Below are 19853 nucleotides of genomic sequence, written 5' to 3' on the forward strand. Positions count from 1 at the left end.
CTCTTCCTCAACGAGGGCGGCCGCTACGTCCTCGACGACTCGAACGCGGCGGTTCTGACCGACGTGGGCCTCGTGTCCGGCGCCGTCTTCAGCGATGTGGACGCGGATGGGGATCCGGACCTCCTGCTCGCCATCGAGTGGGGACCCGTCCGGCTCCTCGTCAATCGCGATGGACGATTGGAGGACGCGACGGCCGCCTTCGGACTCGCGCCGCGGACCGGGTGGTGGAACGGGGTGACGGCGGGAGACCTGAACGAAGACGGGCTGCCCGACCTCATCGCCTCCAACCGGGGACTCAACTCCCAGTACAGCGCGAGTCCCGAGCATCCGGCTACGGCCTATCACGCCGACCTGGACAACGATGGCTTCCGCGATGTGATCGAGGCGCGCTACGACGAGTTCACGCGCTCGATGGTCCCGGTGCGGGGACTTCTCACCCTGGCTGGCGGCCTCCCCTTCCTTCGCGGCCGCATCCAGGGCTTCGAGCACTACGGGCAGTTGGGCGTCAACGAGATCCTGGAGCAGCCTGCGGACCTCCTGCCGACCGTCGAGGCGACGACGCTGGCGCACACCGTGTTCATCAACCGCGGCGGCTCGTTCGAGGCGTTCGACCTGCCGCGCGAAGCGCAGTTGGCGCCCGCCTTTCACGCGGGGGTGGCCGACATGGACGGGGACGGGCACGAGGATGTCTTCCTGAGCCAGAACCTGTTCGCGCTGCGCGGCGAGGCGGACCGGAACGACGCGGGCCGCGGCCTCTGGCTGCGGGGCGACGGGACGGGGACGCTTGCGCCCATCCGGGGACAGAGATCGGGCATCGCGGTGTACGGCGAGCAGCGCGGGGCGGCCTTCGCGGACTACGACGGGGATGGGCGCGTGGACGTGCTCATCAGCCAGAACGCCGCCGGGACGAAACTGTACCGGAACGCGGGCGCGAAGCCCGGGCTGCGCGTGCGGCTGCGTGGCGGCACCGGCAACCCGGTCGCCATCGGCGCCGCCATCCGCCTCGAGTACCGCGAGGGAGCGCTCGGTCCGCTACGAGAGGTGCGCGCCGGCGGAGGCTACTGGTCGCAGGACGATCCGGTACAGGTGATGGGACTCGCGGCGGAACCGACCGCCGTCCAGGTCCGCTGGCCCGACGGCTCCGAGACGGTCACGCCGCTCGACGCGCCGACCCCGCTCGAGGTCACGATCGACGCGACGGGCGCGCTCGCCGCCCGGCGCTGAGGGCCCGCCGCTGCCCCCTGCCTCCGCCGACGCCGACGATATTGACGCTGTCTGCCGGGTTCGCGACGTTCTCGCTCCGATGCGAGACCCTCCGAGGATTCCCGCCCCCCTTCGCCTGACGGCCCTCCTTCTGTCCGTCGGCTTCGCCGCGTGCGCGTCCGGCGTGTCCTACGATCCGGGAACCGTCGACGGAGAGCCGCTGGAAACGCCCTTTGCGGAGACCTTCAGCGTCGTCGAACGGGACGGTTACCGCATCGTCGACATCGAAGCGTCCGTCGTCACCTGGGGCGGGTCGGCCGGCGGGCCGCCCCAGCGCGCCCGTCTCGTGCTCGTCCCGAGGGGCCTGGAGCCGCCCGCCCTGACGGGGGATCTGGCGGGCGCCTCGCTGATCCGGACGCCCGTCCGGCGGATCGCCGTCAACGAGCAGCCCCAGGAGGCCATGCTGCGCGTACTCGGGGTCGAGGACCGGATCGTCGCGGTCGGTGGGCACAACAGTTACGACGATGACCTGCGCCGCAAAGCCCGCGCGGGTGAAATCCAGCAAATCGGCTATGGCTGGCACATGCCGCCGACGCTCGACGCGCTGGTGGCGGCGCGGCCCGACGTGCTGATCGCGCGCATGGCCGACCTCACGCACACCCAGCACATGGAGCGTGTCGAGTCGCTCGGCATTCCCGTCGTGCCAACCTTCGTCGATGCGGAGCCGCACTACATGGGCCGTGTCGAATGGGTTCGCCTGATGGGCCTGCTGACCGGGAGGGAGGCGGAAGCCGATGCGTTCGTGCAGAGGGTCTCGGAGGAGATCGACCGTCTGACGTCCCTCGCTCAAACGCAGCCGCGCCGGTCGGTTCTCTGGGCGTGGTACAGGAGCGCGGGCAATCGCTGGGCCGTCACGCAGCGCAACGCCGACGCGGCCCTCATTCGCGACGCGAACGCGGAACTTGTGCTCGGCGCCGAGGACGATCCCCAGCTCGACACCTTTTCCGACCTCTCGACGGAACGGCTCCTGCGGGATGCAACGGGGGCCGATTGCTGGATGATCCGCGACCCGCTCTCCGGAGTTTTCGACGATCGGGACGTGCTGGCGCGCTTCAAGGCGTACCGGGAGGGCTGCGTGTTCTGGGAGCCGGGCAAACCCCATCCCACCGCCGATTCGTGGGAGCTGTGGGAGATGGGGACCATCCGACCGGACTGGCACTTGGCCGACATCGTGAAGATGCTGCATCCGGAACTTCGAGACGGCGAGTGGCGGTACCTCGCACTGGAAACGTGGGAGGCGGGCCACGCGGGCGCGGGTCAGCACCAGTGATGCGACGCTACACCAGTTCCGCCGCGCTCGTCGCACTCTCCCTGCTGACGCTGACGTATGGGCAAATCGCGCTTCCCCTAGCCGACACGCTCGGCGCGCTGACGGGGGCGCAGTCGACCGACCTCGCCCGGCAGATCGTCCTCGATATTCGCCTCCCCAGGGTCGCCGCCGCGATCATCGCGGGTGGTGCACTCGGCATGGCGGGCGTGCTGATGCAGGCCCTCTTCCGGAACCCGGTCGCCGACGCGTGGTCCCTCGGCCTCCTCGCGGGCGGCCAGCTCGGGGTCGCCCTCACCGTGACCGCGGCGGCCTTCGCGGGTCCCGCGGCCGTGTCCTTCCTCACCTTCTTCGAGGGCCCCAGCATCACGCTCGCGGCCGCCGCGGGTGTCGCGGTCGCGGCGTTCGTCATGCTTGCGATCGGCCGCCGCGTCGGCGCCATCACGCTGCTCGTCATTGGCCTCATGCTCGGCTTCACCTCCCAGGGCCTCACAAGCGTGCTGCTTCACTTCGCGGCCCGCGCCGGCGGCCGCGTCTATGGCGGGTGGCAGGATGCGAGCTTTGCCGGCGTCGCGCCCGAAGCGCTGCCGTGGCTCGCGCTGCCGATCGTCATCGGTATCTGCGCCGCCGTCGCGACGGCCAAGCCGCTCAGCTCGCTGCTTCTCGGCGAGACCTACGCCCGCAGCCTCGGGGTCAACGTCACGTCCTTGAGACATGCCGTTCTTGCGGCAACCGTTCTCCTGGTGGCGCCCGTCGTGGCCTTCTGCGGGCCGGTGAGCTTCGTCGGCCTCATCGCGCCCCACTTCGCCCGGGCGCTCGCCGGAACGGCGCGGATCCTCCCGCTCCTTCCCCTCGCCGGACTCGGCGGCGCGCTGCTTGCCCTCGCCGGCGACGCCATCATCCATGCGCCGTGGGAACAGCACTTCCTTCACCTGAACGCGATCCTCGCCATCGTCGGCGCTCCGGTCGTGATTCTCATCCTGATCTTCTCGCCGGCCGTGAGGCAGTGGCGCTGATGCTGGATCTGCAGTCGCTCGCCGTGGGCTACCGCAACGCGCGGGGCGTCGTCCTCTCCGGCATCGATCTCTCGGCCGCTCCCGGCGACTTCGTCTGCATCCTCGGTCGCAACGGGTCCGGGAAATCGACGCTCATGCGCACGATCGCGGGGCTGCAAACGTCGCTCGACGGAATCGTAATGCTCGATGGCGACGTCGTGGCGTCGATGCGGCCGGCGACGCGTGCGCGCCGGATCGCCGTGGTGCTGACCGAGCGGCGGTTCAACCCGGGGCTCCGCGTCGACGACGTCATCGCCCTCGCCCGGCAGCCCTTCACGGACTGGCAGGGTGGACTGACGGACGATGACAGGGCTGCGATCGCCGACGCGGTCGCGGTCGCGGACGTCGAGCCGTTCCTGCGCCGCTTCTTCAGCGATCTCAGTGACGGGGAGCGACAGCGTGTGATGATCGCGCGGGCGCTTGCCCAGACCCCGCGGCTCATGGTCCTCGACGAGATCACCGCCTTCCTCGATCTGCCGAGCCGCGTCGAGATCATGGCCCTCCTGCGTTCCCAAGCCAGAGAGAAGGAGCAGATCGTCCTGCTCTCGAGCCACGACCTCGACCTGTCGCTTCAGCTCGCCGACAGCGTATGGCTTCTGGACGGCGAGGGCGGCTTCTCGGTCGGCACGCCGGACGCCTTGAGCCGGAACGGCGCGCTCGGCGGCGCTTTTGACTCCGACGCGATCCGATTCTCGCCCGCGGAAGGCCGCTTCGAGATCAGGGCTTAGCGACCGCCGGTCAGTGCCCGGATCCGCTGGGCGACCTCGCGGGCCATTTCGTTTGGAATCGGGATCGTGAGGTTGTACTGGGCGATCTTCCAACCCCCGTCTTCCATCACGAGCACGCCGCTGCCGCGCGTCTCGCCGAGGTTGGCGTTTTCGAGGCGCTCGTCGAACCAGGCGGTGCGCCCGCCAGGCGCGATCGCGACGTGGCGCTCGAGCATGTGGTAGGTCCAGCCCGTGCCCGTGTCGAAGCGGGCCCTCGTGTAGTCCATGAACTCTTCGCGCGTCCAGCGCTCGGTCGCGTCGGTGCCGAGGAAGACGGCCTCGCCGGCGTAGAGGCTGAAGTAGCGGTCGAAGTCGGCCTCCGAGGCCGCCTCGTGGAGCGCATCGAGGACCGCGGAGATCTCGCCCCGCGCATCATCCTGCCCGGCGAGGGGCGCGACCGGCGACGCCGACGCGATGACGAAGGCGAAGCCGGCCAGGCGAACAAGGGACCGGCGCGACCGTCGGGCGTCGTCGTTCATCGCGTTCATCGTGGATTCCTCGCGGTTTGGCAGCCCGTGGCTGCGGGGATTACGGGTGTCGGGAGATCCTACCTGAGCCGGCCGCGAGCAACTAGTCTGTGAGAGACTCCGAGTCCACGATCCTGTTCACGCTCGAGAGGATGTCATGCCGCCACCTGCCCCCGGCTCGATGCGGGGCCGCCGAGTTCCGGTGACCCGGACGGCCGCCGTTTCGATCCTCGCGATTCCCATCCTGGGCGGGTGCGCGACGGAAGCCGGGACGGACGGTTCGGAGCCGTACCCCGCCGGGCCGGACGCCGCCGTCGTGATCCGGGCGGACCGGATCCTCGACGGGCGCGGCGCCGTCCTCACGGGCCGGGAACTCGTGGTGCGGGGCGGGCGGATCGAAGCCATCGCCGAGGCGGGGGCCACGCGGGGGGCCGTGGTATACGAGCTCCCGGGCGCCTCGGTGCTGCCGGGACTCATCGACACTCACGTCCATCTCGGTTGGCACTTCGACGCGGCGACGGGGCGGCTGAGCAGCGCGGAGTCCACGGTCACGGCGGGGGATCGCGTGCTTTACGCCGCCGAGAACGCCTGGAACATGCTCGCCAGCGGCGTCACGACCGTGCAGAGCCTTGGCGGTCCGGAGGACGTGCCGGTCCGTGACGCGATCGCGCGCGGATCGCTGCCGGGACCGCGGATCCTCACGTCGATCCAGCCCATCACGCTCGGGAGCGGCGGACCGGAGGAGATCCGGACCCGCGTGGACGAGCTGGCGACGGCGGGCGCGGACGTGATCAAGATCTTCGCGTCCGCCAGCATCAGGGTCGGCGGCACCCCCACGCTGAGCCAGGAGCAACTCGACGCCGCCTGCGGCCAGGCGCGCGAGCGCGGCCTGCGCGCCGTGGTCCACGCTCACGGTCCCGAGAGCGCGCGGCGTTCGGCCCTCGCCGGCTGCCGGCAGATCGAGCACGGCGCCCTCCTCGACCGCGAGACGCTCGAACTCCTGGCCGAACGCCAGCTCTACTACGATCCGCACACCCACCTGATCTTCGAGAACTACTTCGTGAACCAGGACCGCTACCTCGGCATCGGGAACTACACGGAAGACGGATTCCGCCAGATGCGCGCGGCGGCGCCGGTCGCGCTCGCCGCCTTCCGCGAGGCCCTCGATGTCGAGGGGCTCGACATCGTGTTCGGGACCGATGCCGTGGCTGGAGCGCACGGGCGCAACTGGACGGAACTGGTGTACAGAGTGCGTGAAGGCGGGCAGGACCCGATGGATGCCATCGTCTCGGCCACGAGCCTGGCGGCGGCTTCGCTCGAGCTGGAGGAGACGGTGGGCACCCTCGCGCCGGGGTTCGAGGCCGATGTGATCGCGGTGGCGGGCGACCCGACGGCCGATATCGGCGCCCTCGAGCATGTCGTACTCGTGATGCGGGGGGGCGTCGTCTACCGGCACCGGCCGCTCGCGGGGATTCCGTGAAGCGGCGATCCCTTCGCCGGCGGCGCGACGGCTTTAGGCCACGGCGACACCCGGGGAGCAGGACTCCCGTAAGGAGGCGCATGAAACGCTCGATCGAAGATGCGCAGCAGCGACTCGCCGAGAAGTTGCTCTCGCGCAAGGACGTGTCCGCTGTGGGCATCGGGGCCGACAACGGGGACCCGTGCCTGAAGGTCTACCTCTCCGGGTCTTCTTCCCGGCGATCGATCCCCGACCGCTACGACGGACACCCGGTGCGGGTGGTCGGCGGGGGCCCGTTCCGGGCGCAGGGGAACGGGCCGGCGGGCCCGGCGGCCGGCAGCGCGTGACGGACGGCGAGGACGGACGATGACACCGCGTCGGAACCTCGTGCTCGCGATCACGATCGCGGTCGCCACATGCGTCGGGGTCGGCATCCACTGGACGCTGACGTCCTGGCCGACGCGGCCCCCGACGCTGCCTCCGCCGCCGCTTCCCACGCGTCCGCCGTTGCGGCCCCCGGACGCCTCCCCCCAGGAGTGGCTGGCGGCCGCCATGCAGGTCCAGAGCGACAGCGAGTCGATGCTCTTCGCCGTTCCGGGCGTGGTCGGCGTGGGAATCGGGTTCACGGGCGCGGGGATGCCGACGATCAAGGTCTTCGTCGACCCCGCCGCTTCCCGGGGACCCCGCGGTCTCCAGGGCATACCGGAGGCGCTCGGTCTCTTCCCGGTCACCATCGAGCCGGCCGGCCCGTTCCGCGTACTGCCGCCGGAGCCCGTCGCGCCGGTTTCGGCGGACGAAGGACCGGTGCCAACGGGGCGCTTCGACCGGCCGGTGCCCATGGGCGTGTCCACGGGGCACACCCGCTCCACGGCGGGCACGATCGGCGCCGTCGTGACCGATGGCGAGCGCCGGTACGCACTCAGCAACTGGCACGTGTTCGTGCCGGGCGGCGAGGGACAGGTGGGCGACGTTCTCCTGCAGCCGGGACCCGTCGATGGCGGCTCGGATCCCGGGGACGCGATCGGCACGCTGACGGCGTTCGAGCCGGTGGTCCTGTCGCCGTTCGCGTCGAACCGGATCGATGCGGCGATCGCGCGCACGGACGACGTGCTGCCGGAGACGCCGGTGGGGGGCTATGGGTCGCCGCGCGGCACGACGATGGCGGCGAAGCCGGGGCTGCAGGTCCAGAAGTACGGGCGGACGACGCGCCTCACGGTCGGGGAGGTGGAGGCGGTCAACACGTCCATCAACGTGACCTACGGGTCGGCCGGATCGCAGGTGGGCCGCTTTGTCGGTCAGATCATGGTGTGCTGCAACTTCAGCAAGGGCGGCGATTCCGGCTCCCTGATCGTGGCGCGCGATCTGGACCGCGACGGGAACGCGGGCCCGGACGACCGCAAGCCGGTCGCGCTGCTCTTCGCCGGCGACGGCCGGCTCACGATCGCCAATCCGATCGACCTCGTGCTCGACCGCTTCGACGTGACGATCGTCGGCGAAGACACCGGGCGCTGACGCCGACCCCCCGCCGGTCCGTGGCAAAACCCCGCTGCGGGCTGCTAGCTTGACGTCATGACACGTTTCCGGTCGCACTTCCTGCCGCGTACGCCGACGGGCCGCCGGCTCGTCATCGTCTTCCTGGTCCTGTTCGCGTTCACGCAGTGGCCGTTCGTGTACTGGATCGGCAACCGGGTCGAGCCGTGGATCGGCGGCCTGCCCTTCCTCTACGTGTACCTGCTCGTCGTCTACATCCTCCTCATCGGCGTGCTGATCCAGGTACAGAGGCGGGGTCTCTGATGGAGGCCTGGGTCGTCGCGACCGGTCTCATCTTCGTCTATCTCCTGGCCACCATCGTGCTCGGGGCGGTCGCGAACCGGCGCATGTCCGTGGACCTGGAGGATTTCCTCCTCTACGGACGCAAGGCCGGGTTCATCGTCCTCTACCTCACCGTCGTCGCCACCTACCATTCGGCGTTCGCCTTCCTCGGTTCGGGCGGGTTCTTCTACACGCACGGGATCGGGTTCTGGGCGGCGGGCGCGTGGACGGTGCTCGTCGGCGCGATCACGTACGTGCTCGGGAGCCGGATCTGGGCGCTGGGGAAGACGTTCGGCTACATCACGCCGGCCGACCTGCTGGCGGACTTCTACGAGTCGGATGCCGTCCGGGTGGTGGCGGCGATCGTCTCCGTGCTGTTCACGATCCTCTACATCCAGGTCCAGGCCGTGGGGCTGGGCTACATCCTGTCCGTGGCGTCGGGAGACCGGATCTCGTTCGAACTCGGCACGCTGATCCTTCTCATCGTCGCGGCGGGATATCTCATCGCGGGCGGCCTGCGCGCCGTCTACTGGACGGACGTGATCCAGGGCGTGTGGATGTACGTCGCCGTGTGGGCGGGCGCGCTCGTGCTCGCCTTCGAGCTGTTCGGAGGACCGCTCGAGCTGTGGCGTCAGGTCGCGGCGGAACGCCCCGATTTGCTGACGCTTCCGGGGCCGGAGGGGTTCTTCACGCCGGGGATGTGGTTCGGGATGATCGTCGTGCTTTCGTTCGGGATCGTCTTCCAGCCGCACCTCTTCATCCGCTACTACACCGCGGTCTCCGCCCGCACGATCAAGTTGCTGGGCGCGACGACCCCCATCTACCTGATGACGCTCTACATCCCGGCGGCGCTCGTCGGCCTGGGCGGCGCGGTGGTGATGCCGGACATCGCGATTCCGGACCGGATCTTCCCGGAAATGCTCTTCGCGTATGCCCCGGCCTGGCTCACGGGCGCGATTCTGGCGGGCGCGACGGCGGCGGCGATGTCCACGCTCGACTCGATGCTGCATGCGAACATGACGGTGCTGACGCGCGATGTGTACCAGCGCTACATCCGCACCGGCGCGAGTCAGAATCACTACATCCTCATCGGCCGGCTCATCGTCGTGGCCCTCCTCGCGGTCGGGTACTTCCTCTCCGTGAGCACCTTCGATTTCCTCGTGCAGCTCGTCGCCCTGTCCGGGTCTGGCGCGCTGCAGCTGATGCCGGCCGTCCTCGGGGTCTGCTTCCCGGGCCGACACCTGACGACGAAGACCGGGGTCATCGTGGGGATCGGGTGGGGGCTCGCGACGCTGTGCGTCACGCTCATCATCTTCCCGCATCCCCTGGGTCTGCACGGCGGCGTGTGGGGTCTCGTGGTGAACTTCCTGGTGACCTGGTTCGTGAGCCGCGTCACGCCGCCGCCGAGCGACGTGACCGTGTCGCGGATTCACGGCGCTGTGGAGCGCTTCGTGTACGAGGGCGATCCCGCGTGAGCGTGGCCGGGAGCTGACGCGGTGGGCAGGCTCCTGGGAGGTGTCGCTCTTCTGGCGCTGGCGCTCCTCATGGTCTGGGGGTCTCTGCGCTCGGGCGCGGATCCGCTCGCCCTGAGGACGCTCGTCGCGCTCTTCATCGCGGCCGGACTGCCCGCCGCCGGCGGCGGCCTGCTCCTGGCGCGCCACTTCGGGGTCGGACGCCGCATCGAACACCGGCGGGAGGCACTCCGCCGCGACACGCTCGAGGCCGAGGTCCTGAAGATGGCGGGGCGCCACGGCGGGCGGATCACGGCGGTCGAGGTCGCCGGCGAACTGGCGGTACCCACGACGACGGCCGAGGAAGTCCTGAACGAACTGATGGCGCGGGAAATGGCCGAAATCGAGATCACGGACTCCGGTCTCCTCGTGTACAACTTCCACGACGTTCGGCACCTGTCGGAGAAGGAATCGGCGCGCGGGCTGCTCGAGCCGTGAGGGGAGAGCCGGTGCCGTGAGCGAGACGCGCTGGCCGTGCCCCGTATGTCTCGGCGCCAAGATGGAGAAGACGTCGCTCGGGGCCGGGGCCGGAGACGCAGCCGGTCCGCTTACGCTCGACCATTGCGCCCGTTGCGGCGGCATGTGGTTCGAGTTGGGGGAGGTGCAGCGCCTCCGTTCCGAACGTCCCGAGTCGCTGTGGGCACAGATCCCGGCGCGGGAGGAGCGGCACCGGGCCCAGTGTCACGCGTGCCGCGCGTTCGTCGACCGCGACGCGCCGAAATGCGCCGCGTGCGGGGCGAAGACCCGCCTGAACTGTCCCGCCTGCGACACCCGGATGCTGCAGGTCAGCCAGTCCTCGCTCACGCTCGATGTGTGCAAGCGGTGCAAGGGCGTGTGGTTCGACCACCACGAACTCGAGGCGATCTGGGAGATGGAGCGGGACCGGCTCGTCGCGCGGCGGGGACGCGACGGCGCGGTTGCGCGCACCGCGGACACCGGCGCCGATGTCCTGTTCGAGACGCTCTTCTGGGCGCCGGATCTCGTCTTCGTGGGGGCGCACGTCGCCGGCCACGCAGCGGCGGCCGCGGCGGAAGCGGCGCCGGCCGCAATCGACGCCGTCGGCGATGCCGCCGCCAGCGTGTTCGAGGCGATCCTCGAAATTGTCGGCGGTATCTTCGGCTGACACCTTCCGGATTCGCGGAGGCGCCCCATCCGCTACACTCCGGGCCCGCTCCGATCGCAGGCTGTTTCTTCCGACTGGAGAACCGACGAATGGAAATCGTGCTGGCCACGCTGGCCGACGCCGCCAACACATCGAGCGACGGCAAGCTCAATCTCATGGGACTCTTCGACACGCTCTACGCCGGCGCCATGCCGGTGACCCACCCGTCCATGCAACTGGTCCTGAGGATCCGCGCCGAGTCTTCCGAGACCGACCGGCAGCACGAACTCGAAATCCGCTGCATGGACGAGGACGGACAGGAACTGTTCAAGGTGACGGGCGGGTTCTCCGTCCAGGCTCCGCCGGGGAAGGCGGCCACCTTCAATCACGTCGTCGGCATCAACAACCTGACGCTTCAGAAGTACGGCGGGTACACGTTCCCGATCTTCATCAACCGGGACCTGAAGCGCACGGTGGAACTCGACGTGATGAAGGCGGAGGGACCCGCCGACCCACCCGGGACGGACGGCGGGAACTGAAGGGCCGCAGGTTCAGCGGCCGTCGGGGGCGGGACCGGCGGCCGACTCCGCTTCCCACAGGCGCCGCTGCTCGCTCGTGAGGTAGTGCCGGATCGCGGTCGCATCCTCCAGCGAGAGGAGGTCGCCGAAGCCGGCCATGCCGTTCGCGGCGAGCGCGCCGCCGAGCACCACGGCGTCGAAGCTCTCCCACGCGCCGCCATCCATGCGGCGCAGGTCGGGATAGGCGGAGAGGTGTTCGTCCGAGGCCCGGTGACAGATGCCGCAGTGGACCCCGAAAAGGTCCGCCCCGCGCTGGACCCTGGCCGCGTCGAGCGCGAGATCCGGCGGTTCCGGCGTGGTCGGCACGATCTGCGCGGGCGGTAGCGGCACCTCCCGGCCATCGAGCCTGAAGACGAGCAGCCGCCCCGCGCTGTCGTAGTCGTACGCCGCCGAGCCGAGCGGATAGGCGGCGCCCCTCGGCCCCCCGTAGCCCGCCATGACCGCGATGTACTGCACGCCGTCCACCTCGTACGTCATGGGCCCCGCCATCACGCCGGTGCCGAGATGGATGCTGTGGATGCGCGCGCCGGTATCGGCCTGGTGGAAGTCGAGCGTGCCCACCGCCGTCCCCTGAATGACGAGGTTTCCGCCCGTCACCAGCGTGCCCCCGTTCCACATGCTGCCGCGCGGCACCCGCCACAATTCGCGTCCCGCGACGGGGTCCCACGCGAGGAGAAACTCGTTGGGGCCGATATCGGGGAGACCTTCGGCGAGGTGCGCGAACTCCTCCGGGAACGGAGGCCAGGAGGCCGCGAAGCCTTCGTACGCGACCTCCGGGCGATGATCGAACGCGTCCAGCGAACGCCACAGCATGGCCTGTTCGCGGGCGGGGATGTAGGCGATGCCCGTCTCGGGGTTGAAGGACATCGGCTGCCAGTTGTGGCCGCCCGCGGAGGAGGGGAAGACGACGCGCGGTTCGTCGCGATAGTCAGCGGCGGGGTTCGGGATCGGCCGCCCCGTCTCGAGATCGATCCCCTGTGCCCAGTTGACGGTGACGAAGTTCTCCGCCCGCAGCAGTTCGCCCGTGGCGCGGTCTAGCACGTAGAAGAAGCCGTTCTTGGGGGCCTGCATCAGGACGTCGCGCGGGCGGCCGTCGATCGTGACCGTGCTCAGGATGAGGTTCTGCGTCGCGGTGTAGTCCCAGATCTCGCCCGGCACCGTCTGGTAGTGCCAGGCGAGGCGGCCCGTCTTCGGGTCGATGGCGAGGATGGAGACGAGGTAGAGGTTGTCGCCCCCCGACGGGCTCCGGTGCCAGATCGGATAGGGGTAGGCGTTCCCCGTCCCGACGTAGAGGAGATCGAGGGCGGGGTCGTAGGCCATCTCCCCCCAGACGGTGCCCCCGAGTCCGCCTTCCCAGGCCGAGTCCGGGTCCCACGTGGCGGCGGCCGCCTCCATCTCCGGGTGCTCGAAGCCCTCCGCCGGATCGCCGGGAACGGTGAAGAAGCGCCACGCCTCCTCGCCGGTTTCGAGGTCGTACGCCGTGATGTAGCCGCGCACGCCGAAGTCGCCGCCGGCGTTGCCGAGGACGACGACGTCGCCGGCGATCTGCGGCGAGCCGGTGCTCGTGTAGGAGAGGGACCGGTCGATGAACGTGTCGACGCGCCAGACCTCCTCGCCCGTCGCCGCGTCGAGCGCCACCAGCCATCCGTCGAAGGTGCCGATGTAGACGCGCCCCTCCCACACCTCGAGTCCGCGGTTGACGGGGCCGCAGCACCCCTTGCGCGTGGTGCTCGGGTCGACCGACGGGTCGTAGCGCCAGACCGGTTCCCCCGTCGCCGCGTCGAGTGCCGCGACGCTTCCCCAGGGACCGGGCGAGTACATCACGCCGTCGACGACCACGGGAGTGGCCTCGAGCCCCCAATGGACGGAGCCGACGTGGGACCGCCACGGGTACTCCCAGGCGAGACCCACGGCGGCCGCGTTCATGACGTGGATGCGCCCGAGCGGCGAATACCGCGTTTCCCCGAAATCCCGGCCGGAGGTCAGCCACTCCGCCGGGACCGTGTCCGTCGCCAGCAGGCGGTCCCGGTTGACGGCGCCGGCCACGTCGCGGGGCGGGGACGGTTCGCAGGCCGCCAGCGCGCAGGAGGCGAGAAGCGCCCCGGCCAGCGCGCGGGCGCCCGGATTGCCGCGGGTCACAAGCTCTCTAGAAGCGGGGAGTTACGGTCAGGCGGAAGCTCCGCGTGGGTCCCGGACTCCGTTCCTGCACGTCCACGTAGGTCGTCTGGAACACGTTCTCGATCTTCGCCTGCACGCGGGTCCCCAGAATCTGGCCGCGCACGCGCAGGTCGACGAGGTTGATGGCGCTGCGCTCGTCGAGCGGGAAGGCGAGCACCTGCTCCACGCGGCTCCGGTGGCGGAAGTCGATGGCGACGGCGCCCCTCCAGCCGGTGGCGGTCGCGGTGAAGTTGTGGCGCGAACGATAGGGGAGCGCGCGCCCGGTCCGGTCGTCCCTCGTGTCGAGGAAGGTGTAGTTCGCGTTGAGGTCCAGACGGGTCGGGATCACGCCGATCCGCAGGCCCGCGTCGACGCCCCGCACCATGGCTTCCGCGACGTTGCGGAACTGAAACACGAACACGTTGTTGGGCGCTGGCGACGGCTCGATGAGGTCGGTGTAGTCGCTCCAGAAGAGTCCGGCGTCCAGCCAGACGCGATCGCTCACGTGCACGGTCGCCCCAACCTCTCGAGCCCAGGCGGATTCTCCCCGCAGTTCGAGATTGGGGATGACTCGAAAGCCGAACTGCGTCGTCGACGTGAACTGCTCGGACACGCTCGGCGCCCGGTATCCGCGGCTGAGGGACCCTCGTAGGCTCAACCGGTCGCTCGCCTCGTAGACGATCCCGAGTTTCGGATTGAGGAAGCGGTCCTCCTTCGCCGCCGAGGCGTTGTGGTAGTCGAGTCGCAGGCCCACCGAGCCGCGAACCCGGTCCGAGAACGTGATCTCATCCTGAGCGAACAGCGCGAGGTCCGTCACGTCGGGCGATGGCTCCAGGAAATTCGAGGTCACGCCGGTGAAAGCGCCTTCCGCCCCGATCGTCAGCGCGTGCGAGCGGTTGGGGAAGAGAGACCACTGGACATCGGTGCCGAGGCGCGTCGAGCGGTGGAAGTCCTCGTTGTCGTGGAAATGGTTCTGGTTCCGCGCGTGGTAGATGTGCGGGCGCACCTGCACGCGGTGTTTCGGCGTGACGATCGGATTGGCCGTCATGCCGAAGACGAGGTCGTCCGAGCGAATCCAGTCGCCGAGTTCGGCCGGGTCGACCTCCAGCGGCCGGTCCGGCGACAGCCAGGTGAAGAACTCCTCCTCTTCCTTCCGCGTCCAGTTGACGAAGATCTCCCACGGATTGGCGGACTCCGCCGGGAAGACGGTCTTGAGCCGCATCCGCCAGCGCTCCAGCGCGCCGTTCTGCCGGAACCCGTCCGATTCCTCCCGGGCCAGGTAGAGGGTGGTACCGACATCGCCGATGCGGCGCGAATGTTGGAGGGCAAGCCCTTCCCTGCTCAGGCGCTCGTCCGTGAACGAATGGCGGGCCGGCGTGTCGAAGAGTCCCACGTAGCCGCGGACGATGGTCTCGGGCTCCGCCGGCGGGCGTTTCGTGATCACGTTCACGACGCCGCCCAGCGCGTTCGTCCCCCACAGCGTGGAGTGCGGACCCTTCACGATCTCGATCTGGTCCACGTCCAGCACGGGCAGACCGCTGAAATCGATCGACGCCCCCACGCCGGAGAGCACGCGGTGGCCATCGAGGAGCATGAGAACCCGGCTGCCGACGCCCCGCGCCAGGCCGGTGGCCCCCCGGATGTCCATTTGGCCGGAATTGAAGATCACGCCCTGCGCGAACGGAAGGGCCTCGTCGAGGGTCACGATGTCGCGGTTGCCGAGTTCGTCGCCGCTCATCACGGCGACGCTCACCGGGGCTTCGCCGGGGCGGGCGGCGGAGCGGCTCGCCGTCACGGTCAACTCGGGAACGTCGAACATCCGGCGCTCGAGCAGGATGCTGAGTTCTCCGGACGTCTCGGGCTCGATCTCACGTTCGGAGGCGCGAAAGCCATCCGCGACCACGATCAGCGTATAAGTGCCATCAGCCGGTGACGGGATCGCGAAACCGCCATCGGTCCGCGTCGTCGCCCTCAGCGGGGTGTCGCGGATGAGCACGGTGGCCCCGGCCAGCGGTGCGCCCGTCTCCGCGTCCAGGACGCGGCCGCGCACGATGGCGTCCTGGGCCTGGGCAGCGAGCGGTGCGCTCGCGTAGAAGGAGGCGAGCGCCGCCCGCGCGTAGAAGGAGGCGAGCACCGCGCGCATGTAGAAGAAGACGAGCGCGGCGCTTGCCGTGAGACGTCGTCGGATCCCGACCGCTACTGCCGCTGCCAAACCGTCGTCGAGACTGCCGGCAGCGGCTCCGTTACCATGACGGTGAGGACGTTGCCCGCCAGCGTGTACGTACCCAGAGCCTGCACTTCGGTACCGTTCTGCTGCCAGGTGCCGTCCGTACGGATGGTGAACGTGCCCTGGTCCTGAAGCATGATCCCCGCAGCGGGCACCGAGACTTCATAAGTCATCGTGCCCGACGCGCTGTCACCGGAGGACGAGGTCTGCGAGAGCGTGAAAGTTCCTGAGGCGATCGGCGGACCGACCGTAGCGCCACCCTGCGTCAGGGATACGAGACTATACGTGCCGGAGAGGTCCGGCGGTCCCGCGGCGGGGGGCGGCTCCGGGTCCATGGTGTCGCCGCCGCAGCCCGCGACAAGCGTCGCGACGACCAGCGGCACGCACAATCTGAGCAAGCGCTTCTTCATGAAACCTCCGTCAGTTTCGGATCCGGCGTCCGTGCGAGGACGCGGCTTCTTTCAAGATAGTCGTCCGGTTCGGCGTTGCCGAGACCGATGCTCCGCTCTATCGGCCATCCTCGTCATCGGCGGGCACCGGGGCGGAGTTCGTTTCTCCTTCGGGTTCTTCGCGCTCCACGACGATCGAGCAGTTCGTGACGAGGGCGGCGATGGCGCCGATCGCCGCCCACGCGGGCAGCATCAGCGTCCCCACGACGCCGATGGAGAGCGGCACCTCGATGAGTTCCTTCCCGTCTTCGTTCCGGATCGAGATGCGGCGCACGTTCCCCTCCCGGATGATCTCCTTGATCTTCCGCACGAGGTTCTCGCCCGGCACTCGGTGTTCCTCGGTCATGTCCACCTCCCTTGCGGCGCAGCCGCGCGTCCGGCTTGATGTTGGAGTCTGACAGTCCGCTGTACGCTCGCAATCCGGTCCGGGTTTTGCGAGCCGCGCGGAAACCCCTCTCCCGAGGAAAACGATGACACGCTATCGACTGGAACTGCGCGCCCTCGTGCTGGCGCTCGGCGTTGCGGCCTGCGGGGAGGCGGCGGACGACTCTGAAACGTCCGCTGTCGGAGACGGACTCCCGGAGGGGGCGGAGGCGATCTCCCTCCTTGGCGAACCTCTCTATCCTTCCCCCGCTTCGGCGGAGCAGGCGCAAGACATCGAGGTCGCGCGTACGGACTACGACGCGGATCCGGACGATGCGGACGCGATCATCTGGCTCGGGCGGCGCGTCGGGTATACGGGGGCGTTTCGCGACGCGATCGAGATCTTCTCGGAGGGGATCGAGAAGCACCCGGATGACGCGCGGATGTACCGTCATCGAGGGCACCGCTGGATCAGCGAAAAACGGATGTCGCAACCCACGGCATGAAATCGTCTAAGTTCAACCGGGACTGCACGATCTGCCACTCGTGCCGTTTGATGATTCTGATTCCCCAACGACACGATCACGGGAAAGACGAGATCGTTTGGCCGGAAACCCGATGTGGGCCGTCCGCAGAACTGGCGGTACGTCTCTGGCGGCAACCTTGACCCACCGCCGTGCGCTGACGATCGAGAAGCTCATCTTCAGGACACACGCCTACGGCGTTCGGCGGCAAGCTGTCTCGTGACTCCGGTGACACGGATACGATATTCCACCATGTCCTTGCTCAGAATCCGATTTCTTGCGATCGTCGCGGGCGTCTTTCCCTGCCTCAGGTCGTGAATCAGGGCGAAGCGCGGCAGGAGGAGGCATCCGGAGAGCCATGCTGCCTCCTCTTCCTGCTGCTTTTCGCCGGAGAGGAAGGCGATGCTCCCAAGACGTTCGAGACGCGAGAAGTTGTGGCCGAGCACGATATGGGCCACCTCATGAGCAATGTCGCTGTTTCGCCTCGTGTCCGACATCAGCGGATTGAAGACGATGGCGTAGCGATTGCCGGGCAGCTTGAACGTGCAGGCAAAGAAAGCGTCGCGCTGGATGCGACGGAGTTCCTCCAGCTTCCCGATGTCGACCAGAGCGTCCGCCGGCCGCACGATGCAGTGCAGGTGTTCGGCCAGCTTCACAGCATCCATCCCGTCGTTGGGCGTGAGGCTCATTTCGCTCCAGAGGTCCTTCGCGAGGCGCTCGGCCTCAGCCTTGAAGCCACGGCGGAGAGCCATCGTCACTCCTCGTCCAAGAGGGCTTGACGCATTTCGCCGAGTAGGTCGGCGAAGAGCACCGAAGCCTCGGGCCTGAACGTGGAAGCCGCCCGGAGGTGGAAAGCGGTTGCCGCATCGGTAGGTTCCGCCAGTCGGCCGTACAACTCCCTGACGAGCCCGGCGATTGCTGCTGCGGCACCGGAGGAAAGCGCCGGGTCACCGCGCAGGTGGGCCTCGATCAACTCCGGGGTCGAATCGGATGTGACACCCCCGGGCTCAAGGAAGTCCGCTGCGGAGCGCCCCACCCAGCGGGCAATGCGACTGAAGGTCTCAATGTCCGGGACATGGCCCTTCTCAACGCGGGCGAGCGTATTGAAGGACACCCCTGCCTCCTCTGCCGCAGCTCGCAGACCAAGGCCCTTCGTGGCCCTCCGGTCTCTGAGCAGCTTCGCGAGATCCTGGACCCGCAGAGTCTCGCCCTGTCTTCGCACGGAATCTCCTGTATCGTACCTGGTACGCGCTAGCGGTTGACGCACGGATGTCGATTCAGTACCGTCCAGTGTGCGCCGGTCGATACGGTCATCGTGGACGGCGCACACAGCAACGTTACGCAAGGTAGCGTCGCTTGACAACCACCAAGGTGCAAGGAGATGTGCCAGATGAGTACTCAAGACCGACAATTGGGCCATGGCCGGGACCGGTTCCGCGTGGCCGTGGCCAACGCCGACTTCGATTTCCGTGGCTTGAAGGTGGACGATCCCAAGCCCACGGGTCGGCAACTGCTCGCGGCGGCAGGCTTCCGGCCCCCGGAGGAGCACCTGATCTTCCAAGTGCTCCATGATGGGGCGCTTCAAGAGCGGCGGCTCGATGAGACGGTCGAGTTGCGCGAGAAAGGAGCCGAGCGCTTCATCGCCTTCAGAAGTGATCGATCGTTCCGCGTCGAGGTTGACGAGCGACGCTTCGAATGGGGCAGCGCTAAGCTGACCGGGTTGATCGCGAAGCAGCTGGCAGGTGCGGATGATCCAGCGTGCATCGGCGTCTGGCTGGAACGGCGAGACGAGCCCGATCTCTTCATCGAGGACACGGATGTCGTGGAACTCGCAACCGAAGGCATCGAGAAGCTGCGCACCGGCCAGTTGTTCCTCCTGTATATCGAAGAGAAGGAGTTTCGGTGGCCAAAGCCGACCATCATCACAGAGCAGATCGCCGAGTTGGGTGGCTGGGACCCGTCGGAGGGCGTCCAGCAGATCGACTTGGCGACGAACGAGGCCCGAACTCTCGAGCCTGGAGCAATCGTGGATCTGAAGGAACTCAAGACCTTCGCGAAGAAGATCGGCTGGCGTCGTGGATGAGCGTGAACTCCGCCTTCAGCAGGAGCACCAGTTGATCGCCAGTGTCTTTCCGAGCGTGATCCGATCGGGGGACTGGTTCCTGCTCGAACACGACGCCCGAGCGACGCGGGGTGGCTGGAGTCCAGATCCCTTTCCAGTTGCTTTTCACGCACAGCAGGAACATCCCTGGCAGGAACCCTACGGCATCTACGTGCCGTCTTCCGCCCGCGTGGGCGGCCAGCCCCCGAACGACTTTGTCGCCGACGCGAGCAATCGCCCGCCGTTTAGCGGGCAATGGGGTGTCCTCTCATGGCAGGGTAACGCCGATGGCAGGCCATGGACCGCGAAGCAGGATATTCGTGAGGGGGCTAACCTGCTGAATTATCTGATCACCTTCGAACAGCGGTTCCGGCAGGGTGTCTGAATCCACTGCGCGACGGACGCTTTGCTTCGCTAGCAAGCGCCAGTTCCGTGCCCTTCGCTCCGCGCTCGTGCTTGAGGGCAGCGCGCACGGGCGCGAGCAAGGGGCCTTTCTCTTCGCTTCTCCAGCCGAAAACGGGGCGCTGAGGGTCCTCGATGTCACGGTGCTCAGGCGGGAGGATTTCGCCATGCAGACGGCCTACTACCTGGAGTTGCAGGAGAACGTGCTCCAGGAGATGATTCTCCATGCCCACAGTACCAACACTGCGCTCGTGGAAGCCCACTCCCACCCATTCACCAGAGGGCCACGCGTGCGCTTCTCGCCTCTCGATTGCGAGGGATTGGCCGATGTCGGGCCGCACGTGTCCTG

General features: G+C 68.4%; 23 protein-coding genes. 16 read left to right on the forward strand and 7 right to left on the reverse strand.

The window, feature by feature from the left end:
- The 4 genes from OXN85_08115 to OXN85_08130 form a co-directional block, all read left to right on the forward strand.
- On the forward strand, positions 1-1224 hold a 1224-nt coding region (locus OXN85_08115; protein ID MCY3599920.1), incomplete at its 5' end, for a CRTAC1 family protein.
- A gap of 79 nt (positions 1225-1303) precedes the next feature.
- A complete protein-coding gene (locus tag OXN85_08120; protein MCY3599921.1) occupies positions 1304-2533 on the forward strand; it encodes an ABC transporter substrate-binding protein in 1230 nt (409 codons plus the stop codon).
- Positions 2533-3546, forward strand: a complete 1014-nt coding sequence (locus tag OXN85_08125) for an iron chelate uptake ABC transporter family permease subunit (protein ID MCY3599922.1) — start codon at positions 2533-2535, stop codon at positions 3544-3546. Before OXN85_08120 ends, OXN85_08125 begins: the two co-directional genes overlap by 1 nt.
- Positions 3546-4313 carry an ABC transporter ATP-binding protein gene (locus tag OXN85_08130; protein ID MCY3599923.1) on the forward strand — a complete coding sequence of 256 codons (768 nt, stop codon included), beginning with the start codon at positions 3546-3548 and terminating at the stop codon, positions 4311-4313. The genes OXN85_08125 and OXN85_08130 overlap by 1 nt, the downstream gene beginning before the upstream one ends.
- Here the strand turns inward: OXN85_08130 and OXN85_08135 are convergent.
- Entirely contained in the window at positions 4310-4840 is a 531-nt protein-coding gene (locus OXN85_08135; GenBank protein MCY3599924.1) for a nuclear transport factor 2 family protein, read from the reverse strand. The genes OXN85_08130 and OXN85_08135 overlap by 4 nt on opposite strands.
- Before the next feature lie 181 nt (positions 4841-5021).
- Between OXN85_08135 and OXN85_08140 the strand changes: the two genes are divergently transcribed.
- The 8 genes from OXN85_08140 (at position 5022) to OXN85_08175 (ending at position 11242) form a co-directional block, all read left to right on the forward strand.
- Positions 5022-6299, forward strand: coding sequence for an amidohydrolase family protein (locus OXN85_08140; GenBank protein ID MCY3599925.1), 1278 nt, complete (start codon positions 5022-5024; stop codon positions 6297-6299).
- Between the two features lie 80 nt (positions 6300-6379).
- Complete coding sequence (locus OXN85_08145) at positions 6380-6625, forward strand: hypothetical protein (GenBank protein ID MCY3599926.1); 246 nt, start codon at positions 6380-6382, stop codon at positions 6623-6625.
- Positions 6626-6644: 19 nt separating this feature from the next.
- On the forward strand, positions 6645-7790 hold the full coding sequence (locus OXN85_08150; GenBank protein MCY3599927.1) for a hypothetical protein: 1146 nt from the start codon (positions 6645-6647) through the stop codon (positions 7788-7790).
- Between the two features lie 57 nt (positions 7791-7847).
- Positions 7848-8072 (forward strand): hypothetical protein, encoded by a 225-nt coding sequence (locus tag OXN85_08155; GenBank protein MCY3599928.1) that lies wholly within the window; start codon positions 7848-7850, stop codon positions 8070-8072.
- Positions 8072-9565: a sodium:solute symporter family protein gene (locus tag OXN85_08160; protein MCY3599929.1), complete on the forward strand. Its 1494-nt coding sequence runs from the start codon at positions 8072-8074 to the stop codon at positions 9563-9565. Before OXN85_08155 ends, OXN85_08160 begins: the two co-directional genes overlap by 1 nt.
- Positions 9566-9586: 21 nt before the next feature.
- Positions 9587-10039, forward strand: coding sequence for a hypothetical protein (locus OXN85_08165; protein ID MCY3599930.1), 453 nt, complete (start codon positions 9587-9589; stop codon positions 10037-10039).
- Between the two features lie 16 nt (positions 10040-10055).
- On the forward strand, positions 10056-10724 hold the full coding sequence (locus OXN85_08170) for a zf-TFIIB domain-containing protein (GenBank protein MCY3599931.1): 669 nt from the start codon (positions 10056-10058) through the stop codon (positions 10722-10724).
- Positions 10725-10813: 89 nt separating this feature from the next.
- Positions 10814-11242, forward strand: coding sequence for a hypothetical protein (locus OXN85_08175; protein ID MCY3599932.1), 429 nt, complete (start codon positions 10814-10816; stop codon positions 11240-11242).
- Between the two features lie 12 nt (positions 11243-11254).
- Here OXN85_08175 and OXN85_08180 read toward each other — a convergent pair whose 3' ends face one another.
- The 4 genes from OXN85_08180 to OXN85_08195 form a co-directional block, all read right to left on the reverse strand.
- Positions 11255-13420 (reverse strand): PQQ-dependent dehydrogenase, methanol/ethanol family, encoded by a 2166-nt coding sequence (locus OXN85_08180; protein ID MCY3599933.1) that lies wholly within the window; start codon positions 13418-13420, stop codon positions 11255-11257.
- Positions 13421-13427: 7 nt separating this feature from the next.
- Positions 13428-15650 (reverse strand): TonB-dependent receptor, encoded by a 2223-nt coding sequence (locus tag OXN85_08185; protein ID MCY3599934.1) that lies wholly within the window; start codon positions 15648-15650, stop codon positions 13428-13430.
- On the reverse strand, positions 15635-16075 hold the full coding sequence (locus tag OXN85_08190) for a hypothetical protein (GenBank protein ID MCY3599935.1): 441 nt from the start codon (positions 16073-16075) through the stop codon (positions 15635-15637). Before OXN85_08190 ends, OXN85_08185 begins: the two co-directional genes overlap by 16 nt.
- A 97-nt stretch (positions 16076-16172) precedes the next feature.
- On the reverse strand, positions 16173-16460 hold the full coding sequence (locus OXN85_08195; protein MCY3599936.1) for a DUF4342 domain-containing protein: 288 nt from the start codon (positions 16458-16460) through the stop codon (positions 16173-16175).
- 124 nt (positions 16461-16584) lie between these two features.
- On the opposite strand from OXN85_08195, the gene OXN85_08200 reads away from it, so the two are divergent.
- Complete coding sequence (locus tag OXN85_08200; protein MCY3599937.1) at positions 16585-16983, forward strand: hypothetical protein; 399 nt, start codon at positions 16585-16587, stop codon at positions 16981-16983.
- Positions 16984-17180: 197 nt separating this feature from the next.
- Here the strand turns inward: OXN85_08200 and OXN85_08205 are convergent, their stop codons facing one another.
- Together OXN85_08205 and OXN85_08210 are read right to left on the reverse strand one after the other, a co-directional pair.
- Positions 17181-17753 (reverse strand): ImmA/IrrE family metallo-endopeptidase, encoded by a 573-nt coding sequence (locus tag OXN85_08205; GenBank protein MCY3599938.1) that lies wholly within the window; start codon positions 17751-17753, stop codon positions 17181-17183.
- A gap of 2 nt (positions 17754-17755) precedes the next feature.
- Entirely contained in the window at positions 17756-18223 is a 468-nt protein-coding gene (locus OXN85_08210) for a helix-turn-helix transcriptional regulator (GenBank protein ID MCY3599939.1), read from the reverse strand.
- A gap of 168 nt (positions 18224-18391) precedes the next feature.
- On the opposite strand from OXN85_08210, the gene OXN85_08215 reads away from it, so the two are divergent.
- From OXN85_08215 to OXN85_08225, 3 genes are all read left to right on the forward strand, one after another.
- Positions 18392-19084, forward strand: coding sequence for a multiubiquitin domain-containing protein (locus OXN85_08215; GenBank protein ID MCY3599940.1), 693 nt, complete (start codon positions 18392-18394; stop codon positions 19082-19084).
- Positions 19077-19487: a hypothetical protein gene (locus OXN85_08220; protein ID MCY3599941.1), complete on the forward strand. Its 411-nt coding sequence runs from the start codon at positions 19077-19079 to the stop codon at positions 19485-19487. Before OXN85_08215 ends, OXN85_08220 begins: the two co-directional genes overlap by 8 nt.
- 160 nt (positions 19488-19647) lie before the next feature.
- Positions 19648-19853 (forward strand): hypothetical protein (locus OXN85_08225; GenBank protein MCY3599942.1); only part of this gene is annotated, 206 nt, incomplete at its 3' end.

Source organism: Candidatus Palauibacter australiensis, assembly GCA_026705295.1.
Taxonomy (GTDB): domain Bacteria; phylum Gemmatimonadota; class Gemmatimonadetes; order Palauibacterales; family Palauibacteraceae; genus Palauibacter; species Palauibacter australiensis.